This window comes from Amycolatopsis sp. NPDC026612 (genome assembly GCF_040638285.1).
Lineage (GTDB): Bacteria > Actinomycetota > Actinomycetes > Mycobacteriales > Pseudonocardiaceae > Amycolatopsis.
On the sequence record NZ_JBEZYB010000029.1, the window covers coordinates 37,731 to 55,875 of the forward strand.

General features: G+C 72.2%; 15 protein-coding genes. 8 read left to right on the forward strand and 7 right to left on the reverse strand.

Going from position 1 to position 18,145, the window contains the following annotated elements:
* Nucleotides 1-104 precede the first annotated feature (104 nt).
* From AB0F15_RS24965 to AB0F15_RS24985, 5 genes are all read left to right on the forward strand, one after another.
* Complete coding sequence (locus tag AB0F15_RS24965; protein ID WP_360274703.1) at nucleotides 105-1,490, forward strand: DUF5691 domain-containing protein; 1,386 nt, start codon at nucleotides 105-107, stop codon at nucleotides 1,488-1,490.
* Nucleotides 1,487-2,575: an AAA family ATPase gene (locus AB0F15_RS24970; protein WP_360274705.1), complete on the forward strand. Its 1,089-nt coding sequence runs from the start codon at nucleotides 1,487-1,489 to the stop codon at nucleotides 2,573-2,575. Before AB0F15_RS24965 ends, AB0F15_RS24970 begins: the two co-directional genes overlap by 4 nt.
* Nucleotides 2,572-4,755, forward strand: a complete 2,184-nt coding sequence (locus AB0F15_RS24975) for a DUF5682 family protein (protein ID WP_360274708.1) — start codon at nucleotides 2,572-2,574, stop codon at nucleotides 4,753-4,755. The genes AB0F15_RS24970 and AB0F15_RS24975 overlap by 4 nt, the downstream gene beginning before the upstream one ends.
* Entirely contained in the window at nucleotides 4,752-5,960 is a 1,209-nt protein-coding gene (locus AB0F15_RS24980) for a VWA domain-containing protein (RefSeq protein WP_360274711.1), read from the forward strand. The genes AB0F15_RS24975 and AB0F15_RS24980 overlap by 4 nt, the downstream gene beginning before the upstream one ends.
* 73 nt (nucleotides 5,961-6,033) lie before the next feature.
* Nucleotides 6,034-6,156: a ribosomal protein bL36 gene (locus tag AB0F15_RS24985; RefSeq protein ID WP_360274714.1), complete on the forward strand. Its 123-nt coding sequence runs from the start codon at nucleotides 6,034-6,036 to the stop codon at nucleotides 6,154-6,156.
* Between the two features lie 97 nt (nucleotides 6,157-6,253).
* Here the strand turns inward: AB0F15_RS24985 and AB0F15_RS24990 are convergent, their stop codons facing one another.
* Nucleotides 6,254-6,622 carry a VOC family protein gene (locus tag AB0F15_RS24990; RefSeq protein ID WP_360274717.1) on the reverse strand — a complete coding sequence of 123 codons (369 nt, stop codon included), beginning with the start codon at nucleotides 6,620-6,622 and terminating at the stop codon, nucleotides 6,254-6,256.
* An 88-nt stretch (nucleotides 6,623-6,710) separates the two neighbouring features.
* Here AB0F15_RS24990 and AB0F15_RS24995 point away from each other — a divergent pair, with 88 nt between their 5' ends.
* Complete coding sequence (locus AB0F15_RS24995) at nucleotides 6,711-7,340, forward strand: winged helix-turn-helix transcriptional regulator (RefSeq protein ID WP_360274720.1); 630 nt, start codon at nucleotides 6,711-6,713, stop codon at nucleotides 7,338-7,340.
* A gap of 88 nt (nucleotides 7,341-7,428) precedes the next feature.
* Here the strand turns inward: AB0F15_RS24995 and AB0F15_RS25000 are convergent, their stop codons facing one another.
* The 6 genes from AB0F15_RS25000 to AB0F15_RS25025 all read right to left on the reverse strand — a co-directional run bounded on the left by AB0F15_RS25000 (nucleotide 7,429) and on the right by AB0F15_RS25025 (nucleotide 16,338).
* Nucleotides 7,429-9,807: a polysaccharide lyase 8 family protein gene (locus tag AB0F15_RS25000; protein ID WP_360274723.1), complete on the reverse strand. Its 2,379-nt coding sequence runs from the start codon at nucleotides 9,805-9,807 to the stop codon at nucleotides 7,429-7,431.
* Between the two features lie 177 nt (nucleotides 9,808-9,984).
* Nucleotides 9,985-11,439: an aldehyde dehydrogenase (NADP(+)) gene (locus AB0F15_RS25005; RefSeq protein WP_360274726.1), complete on the reverse strand. Its 1,455-nt coding sequence runs from the start codon at nucleotides 11,437-11,439 to the stop codon at nucleotides 9,985-9,987.
* Nucleotides 11,440-11,454: 15 nt separating this feature from the next.
* Complete coding sequence (locus tag AB0F15_RS25010; RefSeq protein ID WP_360274728.1) at nucleotides 11,455-12,585, reverse strand: hypothetical protein; 1,131 nt, start codon at nucleotides 12,583-12,585, stop codon at nucleotides 11,455-11,457.
* A gap of 4 nt (nucleotides 12,586-12,589) precedes the next feature.
* On the reverse strand, nucleotides 12,590-13,846 hold the full coding sequence (locus tag AB0F15_RS25015; RefSeq protein WP_360274730.1) for a glucarate dehydratase family protein: 1,257 nt from the start codon (nucleotides 13,844-13,846) through the stop codon (nucleotides 12,590-12,592).
* Nucleotides 13,846-14,781 carry a 5-dehydro-4-deoxyglucarate dehydratase gene (locus AB0F15_RS25020; protein WP_360274733.1) on the reverse strand — a complete coding sequence of 312 codons (936 nt, stop codon included), beginning with the start codon at nucleotides 14,779-14,781 and terminating at the stop codon, nucleotides 13,846-13,848. The genes AB0F15_RS25015 and AB0F15_RS25020 overlap by 1 nt, the downstream gene beginning before the upstream one ends.
* Before the next feature lie 51 nt (nucleotides 14,782-14,832).
* Complete coding sequence (locus tag AB0F15_RS25025; RefSeq protein ID WP_360274735.1) at nucleotides 14,833-16,338, reverse strand: sodium:solute symporter family protein; 1,506 nt, start codon at nucleotides 16,336-16,338, stop codon at nucleotides 14,833-14,835.
* Between the two features lie 159 nt (nucleotides 16,339-16,497).
* On the opposite strand from AB0F15_RS25025, the gene AB0F15_RS25030 reads away from it, so the two are divergent.
* The gene (locus tag AB0F15_RS25030) at nucleotides 16,498-17,307 is read left to right on the forward strand and encodes an IclR family transcriptional regulator (protein ID WP_360274738.1); all 810 of its coding nucleotides are present in this window, start codon (nucleotides 16,498-16,500) and stop codon (nucleotides 17,305-17,307) included.
* 21 nt (nucleotides 17,308-17,328) lie between these two features.
* Complete coding sequence (locus AB0F15_RS25035; protein ID WP_360274740.1) at nucleotides 17,329-18,132, forward strand: NAD(P)-dependent oxidoreductase; 804 nt, start codon at nucleotides 17,329-17,331, stop codon at nucleotides 18,130-18,132.
* Nucleotides 18,133-18,145 lie beyond the last annotated feature (13 nt).

Consider the following 18,145-nt stretch of genomic DNA (forward strand, 5'->3'; position numbering starts at 1 on the left):
GCGGAGCCGGCCTGGCGGCTCGTGCCCGAAGGCGCGCCGCCGAACCCCCGCCGCACGTACGCGGCGATCCCGCGAACCCAGCCACTCCGAAAGGCGGTGAAGCCGTGAAAGCCTGGGAAGACCTCGTCGGCACCGCCCTGCTCGGCACCCGGCGGCGCACCCTCGACCCGGCCGCCCAGCCGCCGGCCGTCCGGCAGCTGATCGCGGACCGCACCGACCCCGCGGACCGGCTGCTCTCCGCCGCGGCCGTGCTCACCGCCTACCGGCGAGCCGGGCGGCAGCCGCTGCACGACGTCCGGCCGCTGCCCCCGGCCGCCCCCGACGAGCGGCCGTTCGTGCCGCCGCTCGCGCGGGAACGGCTGGGCCGGCTGCTCGCCGCCAGCCATCCCGACCTGCTGCTGGAATGGCTCGGCATCGTCGCGGGCACGGACTACCGGGTCCCGCCGGAAGCCCTGCCGCTGCTGGCCGAGGCCGCCCGCACCAAGGCCGCCCTGCGGGGGCCGCTGGTCGCCGTCGCCGGGCCGATCGGGGCGTGGCTCGGGCAGCGAAACCCGGACTGGGCGTTTCTCGCTGCACCCGCCGAAGAGTCCGGTGACGTCTGGCAGTACGGCAGCCTCGCCCAGCGCCGCCGCTGGCTCGCGGCGAAGCTCGCCGAAGATCCGGACACCGCCCGGGAAGCCCTGGCCGCGTCGTGGAAGAGCGAACCCGCCGACGTCCGGGCGGACTTCCTCGGCGTGCTCTCCGGGCGCCTCCGGGCCGGCGACGAAGCCTTCCTCGAAGCCGCACTGACCGACCGCGCCGCCGCCGTCCGCGAACAGGCCGCCGAGCTGCTCGGCCGGCTGCCGGGCACGCGTTACGGGCAGGGCATGGCCGACCGGCTGCGTCCCCTGCTCCGCCGCCGGGGCCGCGTGCTGGAAGTGTCCCTGCCCCAGGGCGAACGCGGCGACGGCACGGTCCGGCTGCGCACGCTCGTCGCGGCCGTTCCCCTGTCCTTCTGGGCCGAGTTCGGGCCGCCGGCCGAGGTCGCGCGGATGACCGTCGAAGGCTGCCCGGCCGGTGTGCTGCGCGAGTCCTGGGCCGTCGCCGCTCTGCGCCAGCGCGACGAAACCTGGGCGCAGGCGCTGATCGGCGCGGACCCGGGCGGGCGCACCACCCCGCCGCTGCTCGGCGTGCTGAGCCCGGCGAGCCAGGCCGCCACCATCGGGCACCTGGTGAGCCGGCTGCCCACCGAATCGTTCGCCCGGCTGGTGCACGAGCTGCCCCGGCCGTGGACGAAGCAGCTCGGCACCGCGCTGCTCGACTGGATCGCCCGCCAGGACGACCACCGCCTGGTCTCGCACGCCGCCGTCGTGATCGCCCGCGCGGTCCCCCACGGCTGCCTGCGCCACCCGCTGGCCACCACCCGCCTGACCCTGGACGCCGGGCCGTGGCGCCGGGCGCTCACCGAGACGTTGAACTTCCGCCGCGAAATGTACGAGGAGCTCGCATGACCGCCCCCGCCACCGTCCTCCGGCCGCACGCCGAACAGCAGCACGCCGCCGAACTGGCCGCGCTGGCCGCCGCCGACGACCGGGACAAGCCACCGAACTGGAACCTTTCGCCGTGGGCCGTCGTCGAGTACCTGCTCGGCGGCACCCTGCCGGACGGCACCGTGATCACCCCGAAGTACGTCGGCCCGCGGCGGCTGATCGAGGTCGCCGTCGCGACCCTCGCGACCGACCGCGCGCTGCTGCTGCTCGGCGTGCCCGGCACGGCGAAGACGTGGGTGTCGGAGCACCTGTCCGCCGCCATCAGCGGGGATTCGACGCTGCTGGCGCAGGGCACCGCGGGCACCTCCGAGGAGTCGATCCGCTACGGCTGGAACTACGCCCGGCTGATCGCCGAAGGCCCGAGCGCCGCCGCGCTCGTCGAAAGCCCGGTGCTGCGCGCGATGCGGGACGGCAAGCTGGCCCGGCTGGAGGAGCTGACGCGCATCCCGGCGGACGTCCAGGACTCGCTGATCACGATCCTCTCCGAGAAGACGCTGCCGATCCCGGAGCTGGGCACCGAGGTGCAGGCGCGGCCGGGCTTCAACCTGATCGCGACGGCGAACAACCGCGACAAGGGTGTCAACGAGCTGTCCAGCGCGCTGCGGCGGCGGTTCAACACGGTGGTGCTGCCGCTGCCGGACAGTGCCGAGGCGGAGGTCGAGATCGTCAGCAGGCGGGTCGCCGAGCTGGGCACCTCGCTGCGGCTGCCCGTGGAAGCCGCCGAGCTGGCCGAGATCCGCCGCGTGGTCACGGTGTTCCGCGAGCTGCGCTCGGGCCGCACCGAAGACGGCCGCACGGCGGTGAAGTCGCCATCCGGCACGCTGTCCACCGCGGAGGCGATCAGCGTGCTCACCGGCGGTCTCGCCCTGGCGGCCCACTTCGGCGACGGCGTGCTGCGCCCGCACGACGTCGCGGCGGGCATCCACGGCGCCGTCGTCAAGGATCCGGTGGCCGACCGCGCCATCTGGATCGAGTACCTGGAAACCGTGGTTCGCGAACGCGACGGCTGGGCCGACTTCTACCGGGCCGGTCAGGAGATCTCTTGACCTCGACGCACCTGCTCGGCATCCGCCACCACGGCCCGGGGTCCGCCCGGGCCGTGGCGACGCGGCTCGCCGAAGTCGAACCCGACGTCGTCCTCATCGAAGGTCCGCCCGAAGCCGACGCCCTGGTCGAACTCACCGAAGATCCGGCCATGGCGCCGCCGGTCGCGCTGCTGGCCTACGCGACCGACGACGTCTCGCGCGCCGCGTTCTGGCCGTTCGCCGTCTTCAGCCCGGAGTGGCAGGCGCTCACCTACGCCCGTGAGGCCGGCGTCCCGGTGCGGTTCTGCGACCTCCCGGCCGCGCACACCTTCGCCGCCGGGCCGGACGAACACACCGGGCCACCCGGTGACCCGCTGGCCGCCCTGGCCTCGGCCGGCGGTTACGACGACCCGGAACGCTGGTGGGACGACGTCGTCGAGTCACGACGCGGCGGCGAGAGCCCGTTCGAGGTGATCGCCGAGGCGATGACCGCGTTGCGGGAGGACGAAGAACCACCGCGGGGCCACGAAGCGCGGCGTGAGGCCTACATGCGGTCGGTGCTGCGCCGCACCCGCAAGGAGGGCTTCGCCAACATCGCCGTCGTCTGCGGCGCCTGGCACGTGCCGGCGCTGGCCGATCCGCTGCCGCCGGCGTCGCACGACCAGGCCGTCCTCAAAGGACTTCCGAGGCGGAAGGTCGCGTGCACCTGGGTGCCGTGGACGCACGGGCGGCTCGCCACGGCCAGCGGCTACGGCGCGGGGGTGCGGTCGCCGGGCTGGTACCACCACCTCTTCACCACGGCCGAAGACGTCACCACGCGCTGGCTGGCCGGCGTCGCGGCGGTGCTGCGGGAGGAGGACCTGCCCGTCTCGACCGCGCACGTCATCGAGGCGGTCCGGCTCGCCGAAACCCTCGCGACGCTGCGGGGCCGGTCGTCGGCCGGGCTCGCCGAGGTCACCGAGGCCACCCGGTCCGTGCTGTGCGGCGGCGACGAGGTGCAGGTCGAGCTGGTCATGCGGCGGCTGGTGGTCGGCGAACGGCTCGGCGAGGTCCCCGACCGCGTCCCGCAGCCGCCGCTGGCCGCGGACCTGACCGCGACCGCGAAACGCCTCCGGCTCAAGAAGGACCCGGTCGTCAAGGAGCTCGACCTCGACCTGCGGACGCCGGGCGGGCTCGAGCGCTCGAAGCTGCTGCACCGGCTGCGGATCCTCGACATCGAGTGGGGCAGCCGGGAGGCGTCGGCACGGCGGAACATGGGCACGTTCCGCGAAACCTGGGCGCTGTGCTGGGAACCGTCGTTCGAGGTCGACCTGGTCGCGGCCGCGGTCCACGGCACCACCGTGCCGTCGGCGGCCACCGCCGCGGTGCGCGGCACCGTCGAAGGCACGCCACCGCTGGACGAGGTCACCACGGCCGTCGAGGACTGCCTGCTCGCCGACCTGCCGGAGGCGCTGCCCGAAGCGCTCGCGGCGCTCGACGCCCGGGCGGCGGCGGACGCGGACGTCGCCCGGCTGATGGCGGCCCTGCCCGCGCTGGCCAGGGCGACCCGGTACGGCAACGTCCGCGGCACCGACACCGGCGCGCTGCGGGCGGTCGCCGACCGGATGCTGGACCGGATCTGCGCCGGGCTGCCGCCCGCGGCCCACGGCATCGACGACGACGCCGCGGCCCGGCTGGCCACGCTGGTCGACGGAGTGCACGATGCGACATCGCTGCTGGGCGACGACGCGAAGGAGCGCTGGCTGGCGGCGCTGGCCCGGCTGGCCGAACGGCCGTCGCTGCCGCCGCTGCTGGCGGGCCGGCTCACCCGGATCCTGCACAACGCCGGGCTGCTCGACGCGCTCGACATCGAACTGCGGCTGGGCCGGGCGCTCACCCCGGGCGTCGTACCGTCGGCGGGCGCGGCGTACGTCGAGGGCTTCTTCGACGGCGGGGCGCTGCTGCTGGTGCACGACGAAGGCCTGCTGCGGGTGATCGACGCCTGGCTGGCAGCGATCCCCGCCGACGTCTTCACCGAGGTGCTCCCGTTGCTGCGCCGCACTTTCGGCGCGTTCAGCGGGCCCGAAAAGCGGGCGATCGGCCACCGCGCGGCCGGGCTCACCGGCACGGCTCGCGCGGTGCCGGTGGCCGACGAACTGGACGAGGACCGGGCCGGGCGCGTGCTGCCCGTCCTGGCGACCCTGCTGGGGGTGGGGGCATGAGCACCACCGACGCATTCCCTCCCGCGGAGGCGGCGATGAACACATCCGGCGAACGCACCCGGCGCTGGCGGCTGGTACTGGGCGGCGAAGGGGCGGCCCCAGGTTCGGGACTGGCCGATGTCCGTCTGTCCGATGAGGACAGTGGGGTCGACTCGGTGCTGGCGGCCCTCTACGACAAGCCGGACGAGGACGCCACCGGCGGGCCGCGCGGCGCGGGCCTCGGTGCGTCGGCGCCGCGGGTCGCGCGCTGGCTGGGCGACATCCGGCGGTACTTCCCCAGCACCGTCGTGCAGGTCATGCAGCGGGACGCGGTCGACCGGCTCGGGCTCACCCGGATGCTGCTGGAAAAGGAGCTGCTGTCGGCGGTCGAGCCGGACGTGCACCTGGTCGGCACCCTGCTTTCGCTGAACGGCGTGCTGCCCGAGGAGACCAAGGAGACCGCGCGCGAGGTCGTCCGCAAGGTCGTCACCGAGCTGGAGGAGCGGCTCGCCGAACGCACCCGCGCGGCGATCCGGGGCGCGCTCGACAAGGCGTCGCGCACGCACCGGCCGCGCCCCGGCGACGTCGACTGGGCGCGCACGATCCACGCGAACCTCAAGCACTACTCCCCCGAGCTGCGCACGATCGTGCCGGAGAAGCTGATCGGGTACGGCCGGCGCCGGCAGGCGGTGGAGCGGGACGTGATCCTGGCCGTCGACCAGTCGGGCTCGATGGCGGAGTCGGTGGTGTACTCCGGGTTGTTCGGGGCGGTCCTGGCGTCGATGCGGGCGCTGAAGACGTCGTTCGTGGCGTTCGACACCGAGATCGCGGACCTCACCGAGCACCTCGCCGACCCGGTCGACGTCCTGTTCGGCACCCAGCTGGGCGGCGGCACCGACATCAACCGGGCGATCGCGTACTGCCAGGGCCTGGTCGAACGTCCCGAGCGGACGCTGCTGGTGCTGATCAGCGACCTTTACGAGGGCGGCAACGAGGAGGAGCTGCTGCACCGGATCGCCGAGCTGGCCGGCGCGGGCGTCCAGGTGGTCACGCTGCTGGCGCTGTCGGACTCGGGCGCACCGTCGTACGACCACGAGAACGCGGCGGCACTGGCCGAGCTGGGCATCCCGGCCTTCGCCTGCACGCCGGACCAGTTCCCGGACCTGATGGCGGCCGCCATCCGCGGCGACGACCTGCAGGCCTGGGTCGCTCGCGAGAGCAGCTGAGTTGCGGAATGAAACCGACCGCGTGGCGGTTGTGCGGGATGCGGGAGGGCTCCCGCAGGAAGGACGGCTCGCCATGAAGGTCCGCAGCTCACTCCGCTCGCTCGCCCGCCAGCCGGGCGCCCAGGTCATCCGCCGGGGGACGAAGGTGCTGGTGATCAACAAGCACAACCCGCGCTCGAAGGCCCGCCAAGGCTGACCGGGACAAGACATCGCTGGGCCCCGAAACCGCACGGTTCCGGGGCCCGGCTGCGTTTTGTCGACAGCCGCAAGCGGCCGGTTGCGTGAGCGTCGCGTCAGGCCGGGCCCGCGAGACCGATGAGGTTGCCCTCGGGATCGGTGAAGTGGGCAACCACCAGATCCCGCCCCGGGGCGCGGTCCGGGCCCATGCTGCGGGTGCCGCCGAGGCGTTCGGCCTCCGCCAGCGCCGCCGCGACGTCCGGGACGCCCACGTAGAACACCACGTGACTCTCATGGGCCGCGCCGCCGCCGACGCCGCCCGGGATGCCGTCGGTCTCCACGAACCCGTAGCTGCCCGGTTCCGACACCTGGTCCGACACCGGCCCGGATGTGTCGAACTCCCAGCCGAACAGCTCGCCGTAGTACCCGTGCAGCCGCTCGGGGTCGGTACCGATGATCTCGAAGTGCACGACTGGCCGACCCATGACCGTTCCTTCCCGTCGATATCCGGACCCGACCGACCGTACGCTCGTCCAGTTGTTAAAAACAACCACTACGTTGTACATTGAAATCATGCCGACGAGCCGCAGCTACGGGGACGCCTGCACGATCGCCCGCGCCCTGGACGTCGTCGGGGAACGCTGGGCCCTGCTCGTGGTGCGCGAGCTGCTTCTCGGGCCGCAGCGGTTCTCCGACGTCCGCCGCGCGCTCCCCGGCGCCAGCTCGAACCTGGTCACCGACCGGCTCCGCGAGCTCGAGGGCCGCGGCGTCGTGACGCGCCGGCAGCTGCCGCTCCCGGCCGCCTCGACGGTCTACGAGCTCACCGGCTGGGGCCGCGAACTGGAGCCGGTCGTGCTGGCGCTGGGCGCGTGGGGCGCGCGAGTCCCGCTTCCCCAGCCCGCGTCACTCGGCGTCACCTCCGTGCTGCTGTTCCTCCGCGGGTCCGCCCGCCCGCGCGGCACCGCGTGCTACCGCGTCGAACTGGACGCTCGCGTGTGGACGGTCCGCACCGAGCCGGGCCGCCTGACGATCGAGCCGGGCGAGCCCGACGCCCCGGACGCCACGATCCGGACCGATCCCCCGACGCTGAACGCCCTGCTCGAGCAGCCTTCCCACCTCGAGAAGGCCATCGCCGGCAGCAGGGTGACGATCGAGGGCGACCGGAACGCGGTCCGCAGGCTGCTGCGCGAACACGCAAGCTGAGAAGTTCCACCCCCGCGGCCCGCCTTGCCCACCGAGGTGAGGCCCCCGCCGGACCGGGTCGGGGCACCGGCCCGGCGGGGAGGTCTGTTCACACCAAAACGACCTGCGTCGCACCGAAAGTGCCCTTCAGCGGCACCTCCACGGACCGGCCGCGCACCGTCACCGTGACGCTGTCCTGCAGCTGCGTCGGATCCGACACCGCCAGCTGGGTCCGGAACCCGCACCACCCGATCGCGACCGACGCCGGGCCGGACACCCGCACGCCGTCGACCGATCCGGCGGCGAAGAAGTTCGCCAGCAGCGTGTCGTCGGCCAGCCGGATCGCCTGCACCACCGGGGTGTTCGCCAGGACCCGCCACGCCCAGGACGCCGTGAGCGTGCCGAGCACCGAAGCGCCCGGCAGCACCGCGTACGCGTACTTCGCGTCCGTCGGCCGCACGCCGTGTTCCAGGACCAGCTTCTGGTACCGGCGGGTGTTCGGCGTCGTGGTGCCCTTGGTGTTGGCGCCGGTGTCGATGTCGCGCCACGCGCCCGTCCGGTCTTCGCGCAACGCCGTCACCGAGGCGTCGTCGATGAGCACGTACCCGCCGACGTTCTCCAGGTGCACCCAGCCCGGCCTGCGCAGCGCGGAAACCTTGCCGAGGTCGGTCGGCACGCGCCGGCCGTCCGCGAGGAGCGCCCCGCGGCCGCCCTCGCCGAGGTTGCGGTTCTCGATCGTCGTGCGCACCGCGTACCCGGACGTGCTGGTGATCCCGGCGCCGAGGCAGACGATCCCCGCCGGGGTGAAGAACCACGACTTCTTCGCGACCAGCGACCCGTCCCAGGACTTGAAGTCGAAGGCGTAGGCGCCGTGCCGCGCGTCCCAGCGGACGCCGCCGGTGTGGGCGTTCGGGCCCACCGGCACCCCGCCGAACTTCGGGTCGGCCGGGCCGTCGTTTTCGGTCGTGCCGGGCAGCAGCAGCGGGTCCACCGTCGGCCAGTAGGCGTCGGTGTAGTGCCCCTTGGCGTTCGGCAGGAACGTGTAGAGCACGCCGTCGCCGACGTGGTAGCCCTTCAGGTTCTGGCCGTTGATGGCTTCGTAGCGCGAAATCCGCGTCGAGCTGACCCCCAGCGAAGCCGACCAGTCCTCGGTGACGTGCACCATCCGGTCCTGCTGGCCGAAGATCCGGTGCGTCGCCACCACCCGCGCCGGGCGCGCCCCCGACACCAGCATGTCCTGCGCGAACTCGAGGCCCGGCGTCGCCACCAGGTCCGGGCCGGGCGCGAACCGCTCCGGGTCCGGGATCTTCAGGAACGGCGCGTAGGTGCCTTCCTTGATCCACTTCGCCGCCAAGGCGTTCAGGTCCGTCTTCGTCTTGCCGGCCGCGGTTCGCGCCAGGACCAGCGTCGCGACGGTGAGCTGGTGGCCGATGTCGTGGCCGGTCTCCCCCTGCCGCGACAGCATCCGCCCGCGCACCGGCTCCATCAGCGCACCCGCGTAGACGAACGGCGCGTAGCTGTCCGCGACCAGCGCGTAGATCTTGTCCTTCAGCGCCTGCGGAAGCGCGTACGCGGTGCCCTGCGTGACGTGGATGGCGCCGGCGAGCGCGGTCAGCAGCACGATGCCGTAGTGCCCGGGGTACGGGATGGTGTCGTGCTGGATGAACGAGCCGTCGACGTGGAAACCGTCGCCCGCCGCGCGGTCCAGCTTCGCGACGACGCTCGCCGCACCGCCGCCTGCCACGTCGGTGAGCGCGTCGATGCCGGTCCTGATCCACGCCGTGTCGCCGAGCAGCGCGCCCGACACGATCGAAATGAGCGCCTTGTCCGCGCGGTTGGCGCCGGTTTCGACCACCGACGCGTTGTTCGCGCGCAGGTTCGGGTTGCCGACGAACCGCTTGACCGGCGCCAGGTAGCGGGCCAGCTGATCCGCGGTGAGCTGATCGGCGACCACCGACAGCGTGTGCAGCAGGTAGTACGGGATGCCGATCTCGTAGGTGTACCAGTTGCCGATCTCGCCGACGTTCTCGTTGTACTGGCTGGCGTGGATCAGTTCGAGCGCCGCCTTGACGCGGTCGAGCACGACCGGGTCGCCGGACAGCACACCACCCGGGGTGCCCCAGTCGACGGCGATCGCGCGCAGCCGCGCGTACATCGACGTCGTGTAGTCGCTGCCCGGGCCGAGCGGCAGGTCCGTCCACAGTGGAGCGCCCCCGCCGGCCACCGATAGGCTCGCGTAGTAGGCCTTGGCGACGCGGCCCAGGTTGGCCAGTGCTTCGGTGCGTTCCGGCGACGGCCGGTTGATGCCGGTCTGCAGCTGCCGGTAGGCGGCGACGATCGGCGCGGTCGCGGCGGGCACCGGGCTCGCCGCGGGAGTCGCCGTGGTGGCGGTCCCCGCTCCGGCGGCGAAGGCCGGGCGGGTCAGGAGAACGGTGGAAGCGGCCGCCAGCGCGCTGCCGCGCAGGGCATTTCTCCGGTTCACGGGCATGACAACGCCTCCCAGGATCAAGACATCCTTGGCTTGCGGGAATGGGCTAACGGGAATTCGGTTGTGGCGGCGGAAGAGGTGAGCGAAACAGGCCGCGGGTGAGCGGTCTGCCGCGGCTGGTCGTGAGTGGTAATTCGGGTTCTAACCCGAATTACCACTCACGACGGGATCAGCGGGTCAGCGGGTGCCGTCGGTGCGGCGGGGCAGCTGCCAGGGATTGGCCTCCTGCAGGGATTCGGGCAGCAGGGCGTCCGGGAAGCCCTGCCAGGCGATCGGGCGCAGGAACCGCTCGATCGCCGCGGTGCCGACGGACGTCGTCGTCGGGGCCGTGGTGGCCGGGTACGGGCCGCCGTGCTGCTGGGCCCAGCTCACCGTGACGCCGGTGGGCCAGTCGTTCCACAGCAGCCGGCCGGCGATGCGGGCCAGTGCCGGCAGCACCGGCCGGATCCAGTCCGCGTCGGACTCCTCGCCGTGGATCGTGGCGGTGAGCCCCGGTTCGATGACGTCGAGCAGGCGCAGCAGTTCGGCCTGGTCGGCGTAGGTGACGATCAGCGACGCCGGCCCGAAGCACTCCTCGTGCACGGTGGCGCCGCCCTCGAGGAACTGCTTGCCGCTGGTGGACAGCAGTGTCGGTGTGAACGCGGGTGACTCCGACGGCGACTCGGTGACGACGTCGACGCCCGGCACCTTGCGCAGCTTGTCGAGCTGCGTCGTGTACCCGCTCGCGATGCGGTCGTTGAGCATCGGCTGGGCGGGTACCCCCGACAACGCCGAGCGCAGCGCCTCGGTCAGGCCGTGGTCCTCCGGCAGGAACAGCAGACCCGGTTTGGTGCAGAACTGGCCGGCGCCCATGCCGAACGACCCGGCGTAGCCCTTGGCGACGGCTTCCCCACGCGCGGCGATCGCGGCCTCGGTGACCACGACCGGGTTGACGCTGCCGAGTTCGCCGTAGAACGGGATCGGCCGCGGCCGGGCGTTCGCGATGTCGAACAGCGCGCGGCCGCCCGGGATCGAGCCGGTGAACGACGCCGCCGCGATGCGCGGGTCCTTCAGCGCCGTGACGCCTTCCTCCTGCCCGAAGATCACGTTGAACAGCCCGGCGGGAGCGCCCGCCTCGATCAGCGCCTCCCGCACGACGGAGCCGGTCTGCGCGGACAGCTCCGGGTGCCCGGGGTGGGCCTTGAGGATCACCGGGCAGCCCGCGGCCAGCGCGGACGCGGTGTCGCCGCCGGCGACGCTGAACGCGAACGGGAAGTTGCTGGCCGCGAAGACCAGCACCGGGCCGATCGCGGTCTTGACGCGGCGGATGTCCGGGCGCGGGCCCATCGGCCAGTCCGGGTCGGCGTGGTCGACGGTGGCGCCGAGGTACTCGCCGTCGGTGAGCACCTCGGCGAACAGGCGCAGCTGGAACGTCGTGCGCTTCAGCTCGCCGGCCAGCCGCGGCGTCTCGGGCAGGTGTGCCTCGGCGTGCGCCAGCGGGACCAGTTCGCCCGCGGCGGCGTCGAGGGCGTCGGCGACCGCGGTCAGCCAGCGGGCGCGTTCGGCCGGGGTGGCCTCGGCGGCGGGGCGGGCGGCTTCGGCGGCTCCCGCCAGGATCTTCTCGAGCGTGGCGGCGTCGGTGGCCTGGCTCATTTCGGGGACAGCTCCTCAGTTCTCATGGGCGGCGGCGGTGGCCGTTTCCAGGTCGGGCCAGCGACCCGGACCGGCCAGTCCGAGGTGGTACAGGTGCAGCTCCGCGGCGCCCGCCTTGGCCAGCTCGCCGACGTACGCGGCGATGTCGGGCACCGGCGTGGCGGCGACCGCGGTGATGTAGCTGGCGATCGCCACCCGTTCGGGCAGGGCCTCCCGGGCCGCCGCGACGGCCTCGGCCCCGGTGGCGGGTGCCCACCCGAACAATACGACCGCGTCGACGTCGTCGGGCGCGGACGGGGTCAGCCCGGGCAGCGCGCCGGTGACCCACGGGTCGAGGGCGCCGTGCAGCACGATCCGGATTCCCGGCGGCAGCGTGGCCAAAACGGCGGACCGCAGTTCGTCGGTGGCCCGCTGCCGCACCCGCAGCAGCAGCTGGGTCACCTCCGGCGGCAGGCCGTCGGTGGTCAGGCTCAGGTCGCCGGTGGCGATCAGCCGCCGGACCTCGTTGGCCAGCTGGGCCCGGACGGCACCGGCGTCGAGGTCCCAGCCCCCGGCACAGGCGTCGCAGCAGCAAATCGACAGCAGCCGGGCCACCGCGGGTGCCCAGACGCCGTCGGTCTTCTCGTGCTGGTGCTGGTGCACCGCGCCGAGCGGGCCGCAGGCTTCGAGGATCACCGACGCCAGATCCAGCCCGGCGACGGCTTCCGCGGTCAGCTTCGCGGCGTATTCGCGCACCGCGGGCTGCGAAGGGCACAGCGCCCAGGGGTAGGCCTCGCCGAAGCAGTTGCGCACGACGACGTCCGGGTGCTCGTAGCCGAGCTGGGAGTTGTGGGTCAGGACGATCCAGGCGGCCGCCGGGATCCCGGCCTCGTTGAGCAGCCGCACGGCGTCGCCACCCGAGTCCTCCGCGGCCACCCAGTCCGGTGTGGACGGTCGCAGCGCGCCCCACGCCTCCGGCCGCACCGGCCGGTAGGACGCGGCGTGCCGCGCGACCACGGCCGCCCGCGACGCCGACCACGGGGTCGCCGCCCGGGCGCTGTGGTACGACAGCGCCACGGCCACCTCGTCGACGCCGAGCGCCCGGGCGCGCGAAACGAACCCGTCCTCCAGGACGTCCCAGGGATAGGCGTATCCCGTCACCTTCACCGGCTCACCACCTCGTTGTGTTCGGCTCGAATCCCTGGACGAAGTTCCGCATGTACGTCACGTCGTCCCGCTTCGTCAGTCCACATCGGACGTAGTTCTCGTGCAGCTTCGCCAGCGCGTCTTCGTCGAGGGTGATCCCGAGCCCCGGGGTCGCCGGCACCGCGACGGCGCCCTCGCGGAACTCCAGCACCCCCGGCTCGATGACGTCCTCGACCTTCCACGGCCAGTGCGTGTCGCAGGCGTAGGTCAGGTGCGGTGTCGCCGCGGCGACCTGCACCATCGCGGCCAGGCTGATCCCGAGGTGGCTGTTGGAGTGCATCGACAGGCCGACGCCGAAGCTCTCGCACGTCACCGACAACGACTGGGTCGCCCGCAGGCCGCCCCAGAAGTGGTGGTCCGACAGCAGCACGCCGATGGCCCGGGCCCGGAAGCCCGGCTCGATGTCACCGAAGTCGACCACGCACATGTTGGTGGCCAGCGGCATCGACGCCCGTTCGGCCACCCGCGCCATGCCTTCGATGCCCGGCGTCGGGTCTTCGAGGTACTCGAGGACCCCGTCGAGCTCGGCGGCGACGCGCTGACCGGTTTCGACCGTCCACGCGCCGTTCGGGTCGATCCGCAGCGGGTGCCCGGGAAACGCCTCGGCCAGCGCCCGGATCCCGTCGACCTCCTGGGCGGGCTCGTAAACCCCGCCCTTGAGCTTGATCGAGCGGAAGCCGTACTCGTCGATCATCCGTTTCGCCGAGCCCACCAGGGTTTCCGGCGTGGTGATCTCGCCCCAGGAGTCTTCGCGGCCGTCGACGTGCTTGCCGTACTTGTAGAACAGGTAGGCGGAGAACTCGACGGCGTCGCGCGCCTTCCCGCCGAGCAGGTCGGTCACCGGACGGCCGAGGTAGTGCCCCTGCGCGTCCAGGCAGGCCACCTCGAACAGCGAGTACACACTGGCCACGGTCTTGCGGATGGAGAACCCGCCGATCAGCCCGTGCGCGTCGGTCAGCACGGTGCCCGAAAGCGCCTCCGCGACCAGCCGGTGCAGGCCGGGCAGGTCGAACACGTCGTGGCCGCGCAGCCGCGGCAGCACCTTGCGGACCTCGCCGAGGAACGCATCGTCGCCGTAGGACTCGCCGAGCCCGACGATCCCGTCCTCGCACTGGACCTGGACGACGCTGCGCAGCGCGAACGGCTCGTGCACGCCCATCACGTTGAGCAGCGGCGGATCGGCGAACGCGACCGGGGTCAGCACCACGTCGAGGATCCGCATCAGCCGAGGCCCTTGAGCGTGACGAAGCCGTCCTCCACGACCTTCTCGAGCCGGCGGATCTGCTCCGGTGTCGGCTCGACCAGCGGCGGCCGGACCGGGCCGACCTTGTCGCCGCGCAGGCGCGCAGCGGCCTTGACCAGCGAGACGGCGAAGCCGGGCGTCTCGTCCCGGAGCGCCACCAGCGGCAGGTAGAAGCCGGTCAGCAGGGCGTCCATCACGCGCGTGTCGCCTTCGCCGAGCGCGCGGTGGAAGCGGTGGGCGATCTCCGGCGCGAAGCAGTGCACCGCCGAGGAGTAGCGGGCCACGCCGATCGCGGCGTACGCCTTGGCCGACACCTCCGCCGTCGGCAAGCCGTTGAAGAACAGGAAGTTCCGCGAGCGCTCGGTGTCCAGCGCGCGGATGGTGGTGACGATCCGGGTCATCACCTCGACGTCGCCGTAGCCGTCCTTCAGGCCCACGATCGAGGGAATGTCGAGCAGCGAAGCCGCGGCCGGCGCGGTGAACACGCCGGTACCGCGGTGGTAGACGATCACCGGCACCGACGAGTTGCCGACGGCGTAGCGGACGAAGTCGACCAGCCCCGCCTGGGGCCCGGAAACGAGGTACGGCGGCAGCAGCAGGACACCGTCGGCGCCGCCGGCCTGGGCCGCCGCGATGCCGGCCCGCGCCGACGCCGCGCCGCCCCCGGCGCCCACCCAGACCGGCACGCGGCCGGCGGCCACCTCACGGGACCGGGTGAGCACCGAGGCCTGCTCGGCGGGCGAGAGCGAGCTGAACTCGCCGGTGCCGCACGCGACGAACAGCGCACCGGCGCCGGCCGCGATGTGGCTCTCCACGTTCTCCGCGAGCGCGTCGAGGTTGACCTCGAGGTCCTCGGTGAACGGGGTGAGGGGGAACGCCAGCAGGCCGTCCAGCTCGATCTCGGTCTGTGCCATCAGTTTCTGCTCTCTCGTCCTTATTTCGGTTTCGGCCGGGGGTGGCCGACGTCAGGCCGGCACGGTTGTGCCTTCCTTCGTGCGATCGACGTCGTCGTCGGCGTTCACGGTGTCGACGATCTCATCGGCGGCCGCGCTGCGCTCGGGAGCGAGCAGGCCGAGACCGGCGTACAGGGCGAGCGAGACCAGGATCGGCGTCGCGATCAGCACCGTCTGGTTCGCGTTGAAGACGTAGTAGCAGAGCGCGTAGTCGATCAGGCCGCCCGCCCAGGAGACCAGCGCCGCGCGCGGGCCGCACTTGCGGAACCACGGCAGCATGCCCAGCAGCAGCGGGATCGAGATCGGGCCCATCAGCGCGGCGACCCAGTTGACGACGATCTGCAGCACCCCACCGAGGTTCTGCGCCTGCGTCGCCACGACCATCGTCAGCGCGACGAAGATCACCGTGGTGATCCGCGCCGCCTTGAGCCCCTGGACGTCGGTCCACTGCCGCGTCCGGCGGAACATCGCCGGGATCATGTCGCGGGTGATCACCGCGGAGATCGCGTTGGCGTCGGAGGAAACCATCGCCATCGTGTGCGAGAAGATGCCGGCCAGCACCAGGCCGACCAGGCCCGGCGGCAGGAACGTCGTCGTCATGATCGCGTAGGACTGTGTCGGGTCCTTGACGCCGGGGATGAGCAGCGGCGCCGCGAACATCGGGAACATCAGCACCAGCGGCCACACCAGGTACAGCGCCGACGAAAGCCGTGCGCCGCGCCTGGCCGCCTGGGTGGTGGGCGCGGCCATGTACCGCTGCGCCAGGTTCCACATGCCTCCGTTGTACTCCAGCGTCTTCACCAGCACGTAGACGAGCAGGAAGATGGTGGTGTACTTGGACGTCACCGGGTCGACGTGGCTTTCGGGCAGCTTGTCCCACATCGTCCAGAGCGCGGAGATCCCGCCCAGCTTGCCCAGCACCACGACGATCATCACGATCGCGGCGATGGCCTGGATGACGAACTGGCCGAAGTCGGTGAGCGCGTCGGCCCACAGGCCGCCGATGGTGCAGTAGACCAGGGTGACCGCGCCGGTGATGAGGATGCCGAGGTTGTAGTCCAGCCCGGCGAAGACGTGCAGCAGCGTCGCGACGGCGAACCACTTGGCGGCGATGTCGAAGATCTTCAGCAGGCTGCCGCTCCAGGCCAGCGCCTGCTGCGTCGGCACGTTGTACCGCTTGGCCAGGTACTCCAGCGGCGAGGCGACGCCGAGCTTCGAGCGCAACCGGTTCCAGCGGGCGGCGAACAGCCAGCTGCCGATGCCCACGCCGATGCCGATGCTCGCGAAGCCCCAGAAGTACACGGTGACGCCGGTGGTGTACGCGACGCCCGCGTACGCGACGAAGAGCACGGCGCTGTAGCCGGACATGTGGTGCGAGATGCCCGCCAGCCACCACGGCATCTTGCCACCGGCCGTGAAGAAGTCCTTCACGTCGCTGACTCTCTTGTGCGACCACCAGCCGATCACGATCATCAGCGCGAAGTACGCGCAGACCATCGCCCAGTCGAGTGCGTGCACCGCAGGCTCCTTTCCGCGTCCACGGTGATGCGGTCTCGAACGAGATATTCACATCCATGAACGGAGTCTGTTATAGTGATTATGTTCATCCATAAGAACGTTGTTCGGGACGCTAATATGGCCGGAGTCACAAGTCAACGGCCGGACGGAGGCGCACAAATGCCGCAGAAGGTGGACAACCCGGCGGCGCCCGACGGGGTTCCCGTCGAGACCTCGGGCGTCAAATCCGCGCGCCGGGCCGTCGACCTCATCGAGACGTTCGCGGCGAACGACGTCTGGCTGTCCCTGTCGGACCTGCACGCGCGCACCGGCTTCCCGCGTTCGTCGCTGCACGGCCTGCTGCGGACGTTGCTGGAGGCCGGCTGGCTGGAGGCGGACGCCAACACCGCCCGCTACCGCCTCGGCGTCCGCGCGCTGATCTGCGGCACGGCGTACCTGGACCGCGACGCCGTGGTCCCGTTCGCCACCGAAGCGCTGGAACGGATCCGGGAGAAGACCGGCTTCACCGCGCACTTCGCGCGCCGCAACGGCACCGAGGTCGTCTACCTGGAGACGCGCGAGTCGCAGCGCTCCACCCACCTCGTCTCCCGCGTCGGGCGCACGCTGCCCGCGCACGCGACCGCGCTGGGCAAGGCGCTGCTGGCCGAGCTGACGCACGACGAGATCGAAGCGCTGATGCCGCCGATGCTGACCGCGCTGACGCCGAACACCATCACCTCGCTCGAAGGCCTGCACGCCGAGTTCGCCGCGACCCGCGAACGCGGGTACGCCGCCGAGGTCGAGGAAGGCACACTGGGCGTCCGGTGCGTCGCCGCGGTGATCCCCTACCGCATCCCGGCCACCGACGCGATGAGCTGCTCGATGCCGATCGCCCAGGTGACCGACGAGGACGCCCGCCGCGTCGGCGAACTGCTCGCCGAGACCACCGCCGAGCTCGGGCAGCAGCTGCGCCGGGCCGGCATCCGTTGAACCCCTCCTGAAAGGAACCCCATGACGGACCAGCGTGTGCTCATCACCGGGTCGGCGGGTGTCGTCGGCACCCTGATGCGCCCCCGCCTCAAGCGCGACGGCCGGGTCCTGCGTCTGCTCGACCTGGCGCCGCAGACGGCGTCGGAGGGCGAAGAGGTCGTGACCGCTTCGGTCACCGACCCCGAGGCGATGGCTTCGGCGTGCGAAGGCGTCGACGCGCTGATCCACCTGGGCGGCCACAGCCGCGAGAACTCGTGGGAGGCGACTCTCGACGTCAACATCAACGGGACCCGGACGGTCCTGGAGGCGGCCCGCGAGGCCGGCATCCAGCGCGTCATCCTGGCGTCGAGCAACCACTCGGTCGGGTTCCGCCGGATCGACGAAGACCTGCCCGCGGACTCGTCGCCGCGGCCGGACACGTACTACGGCGTCAGCAAGGCGGCGATCGAGGCGCTGGGCAGCCTGTACCACTCCCGCTTCGGCATGGACGTCATCGTGATCCGGATCGGGTCGTGCTTCGAGACGCCGCTGCCGCTGGGGCCGCGCGGCCTGACGACGTGGCTCTCCCCCGACGACGGCGCGCGGCTGTTCGAGGCCTGCCTTTCGGCGCCTTCGCCGGGCTACCGGCTGATCTGGGGCGTCTCGGACAACACGCGCCGGATCTACTCGCTGACCGAGGCGGAGGCGCTGGGCTACAAGTCCCTGGACGACGCGGAGGTGTACGCGGAGCAGCTGGCTTCGAAGCCCGCTCCGACGGGTCCCGCGGCCGAGTACGTCGGCGGCCCGTTCTGCACCGCTCCCCTGGGCGTCTTCAACCCGCTCTGAGCCGCGATCGCCG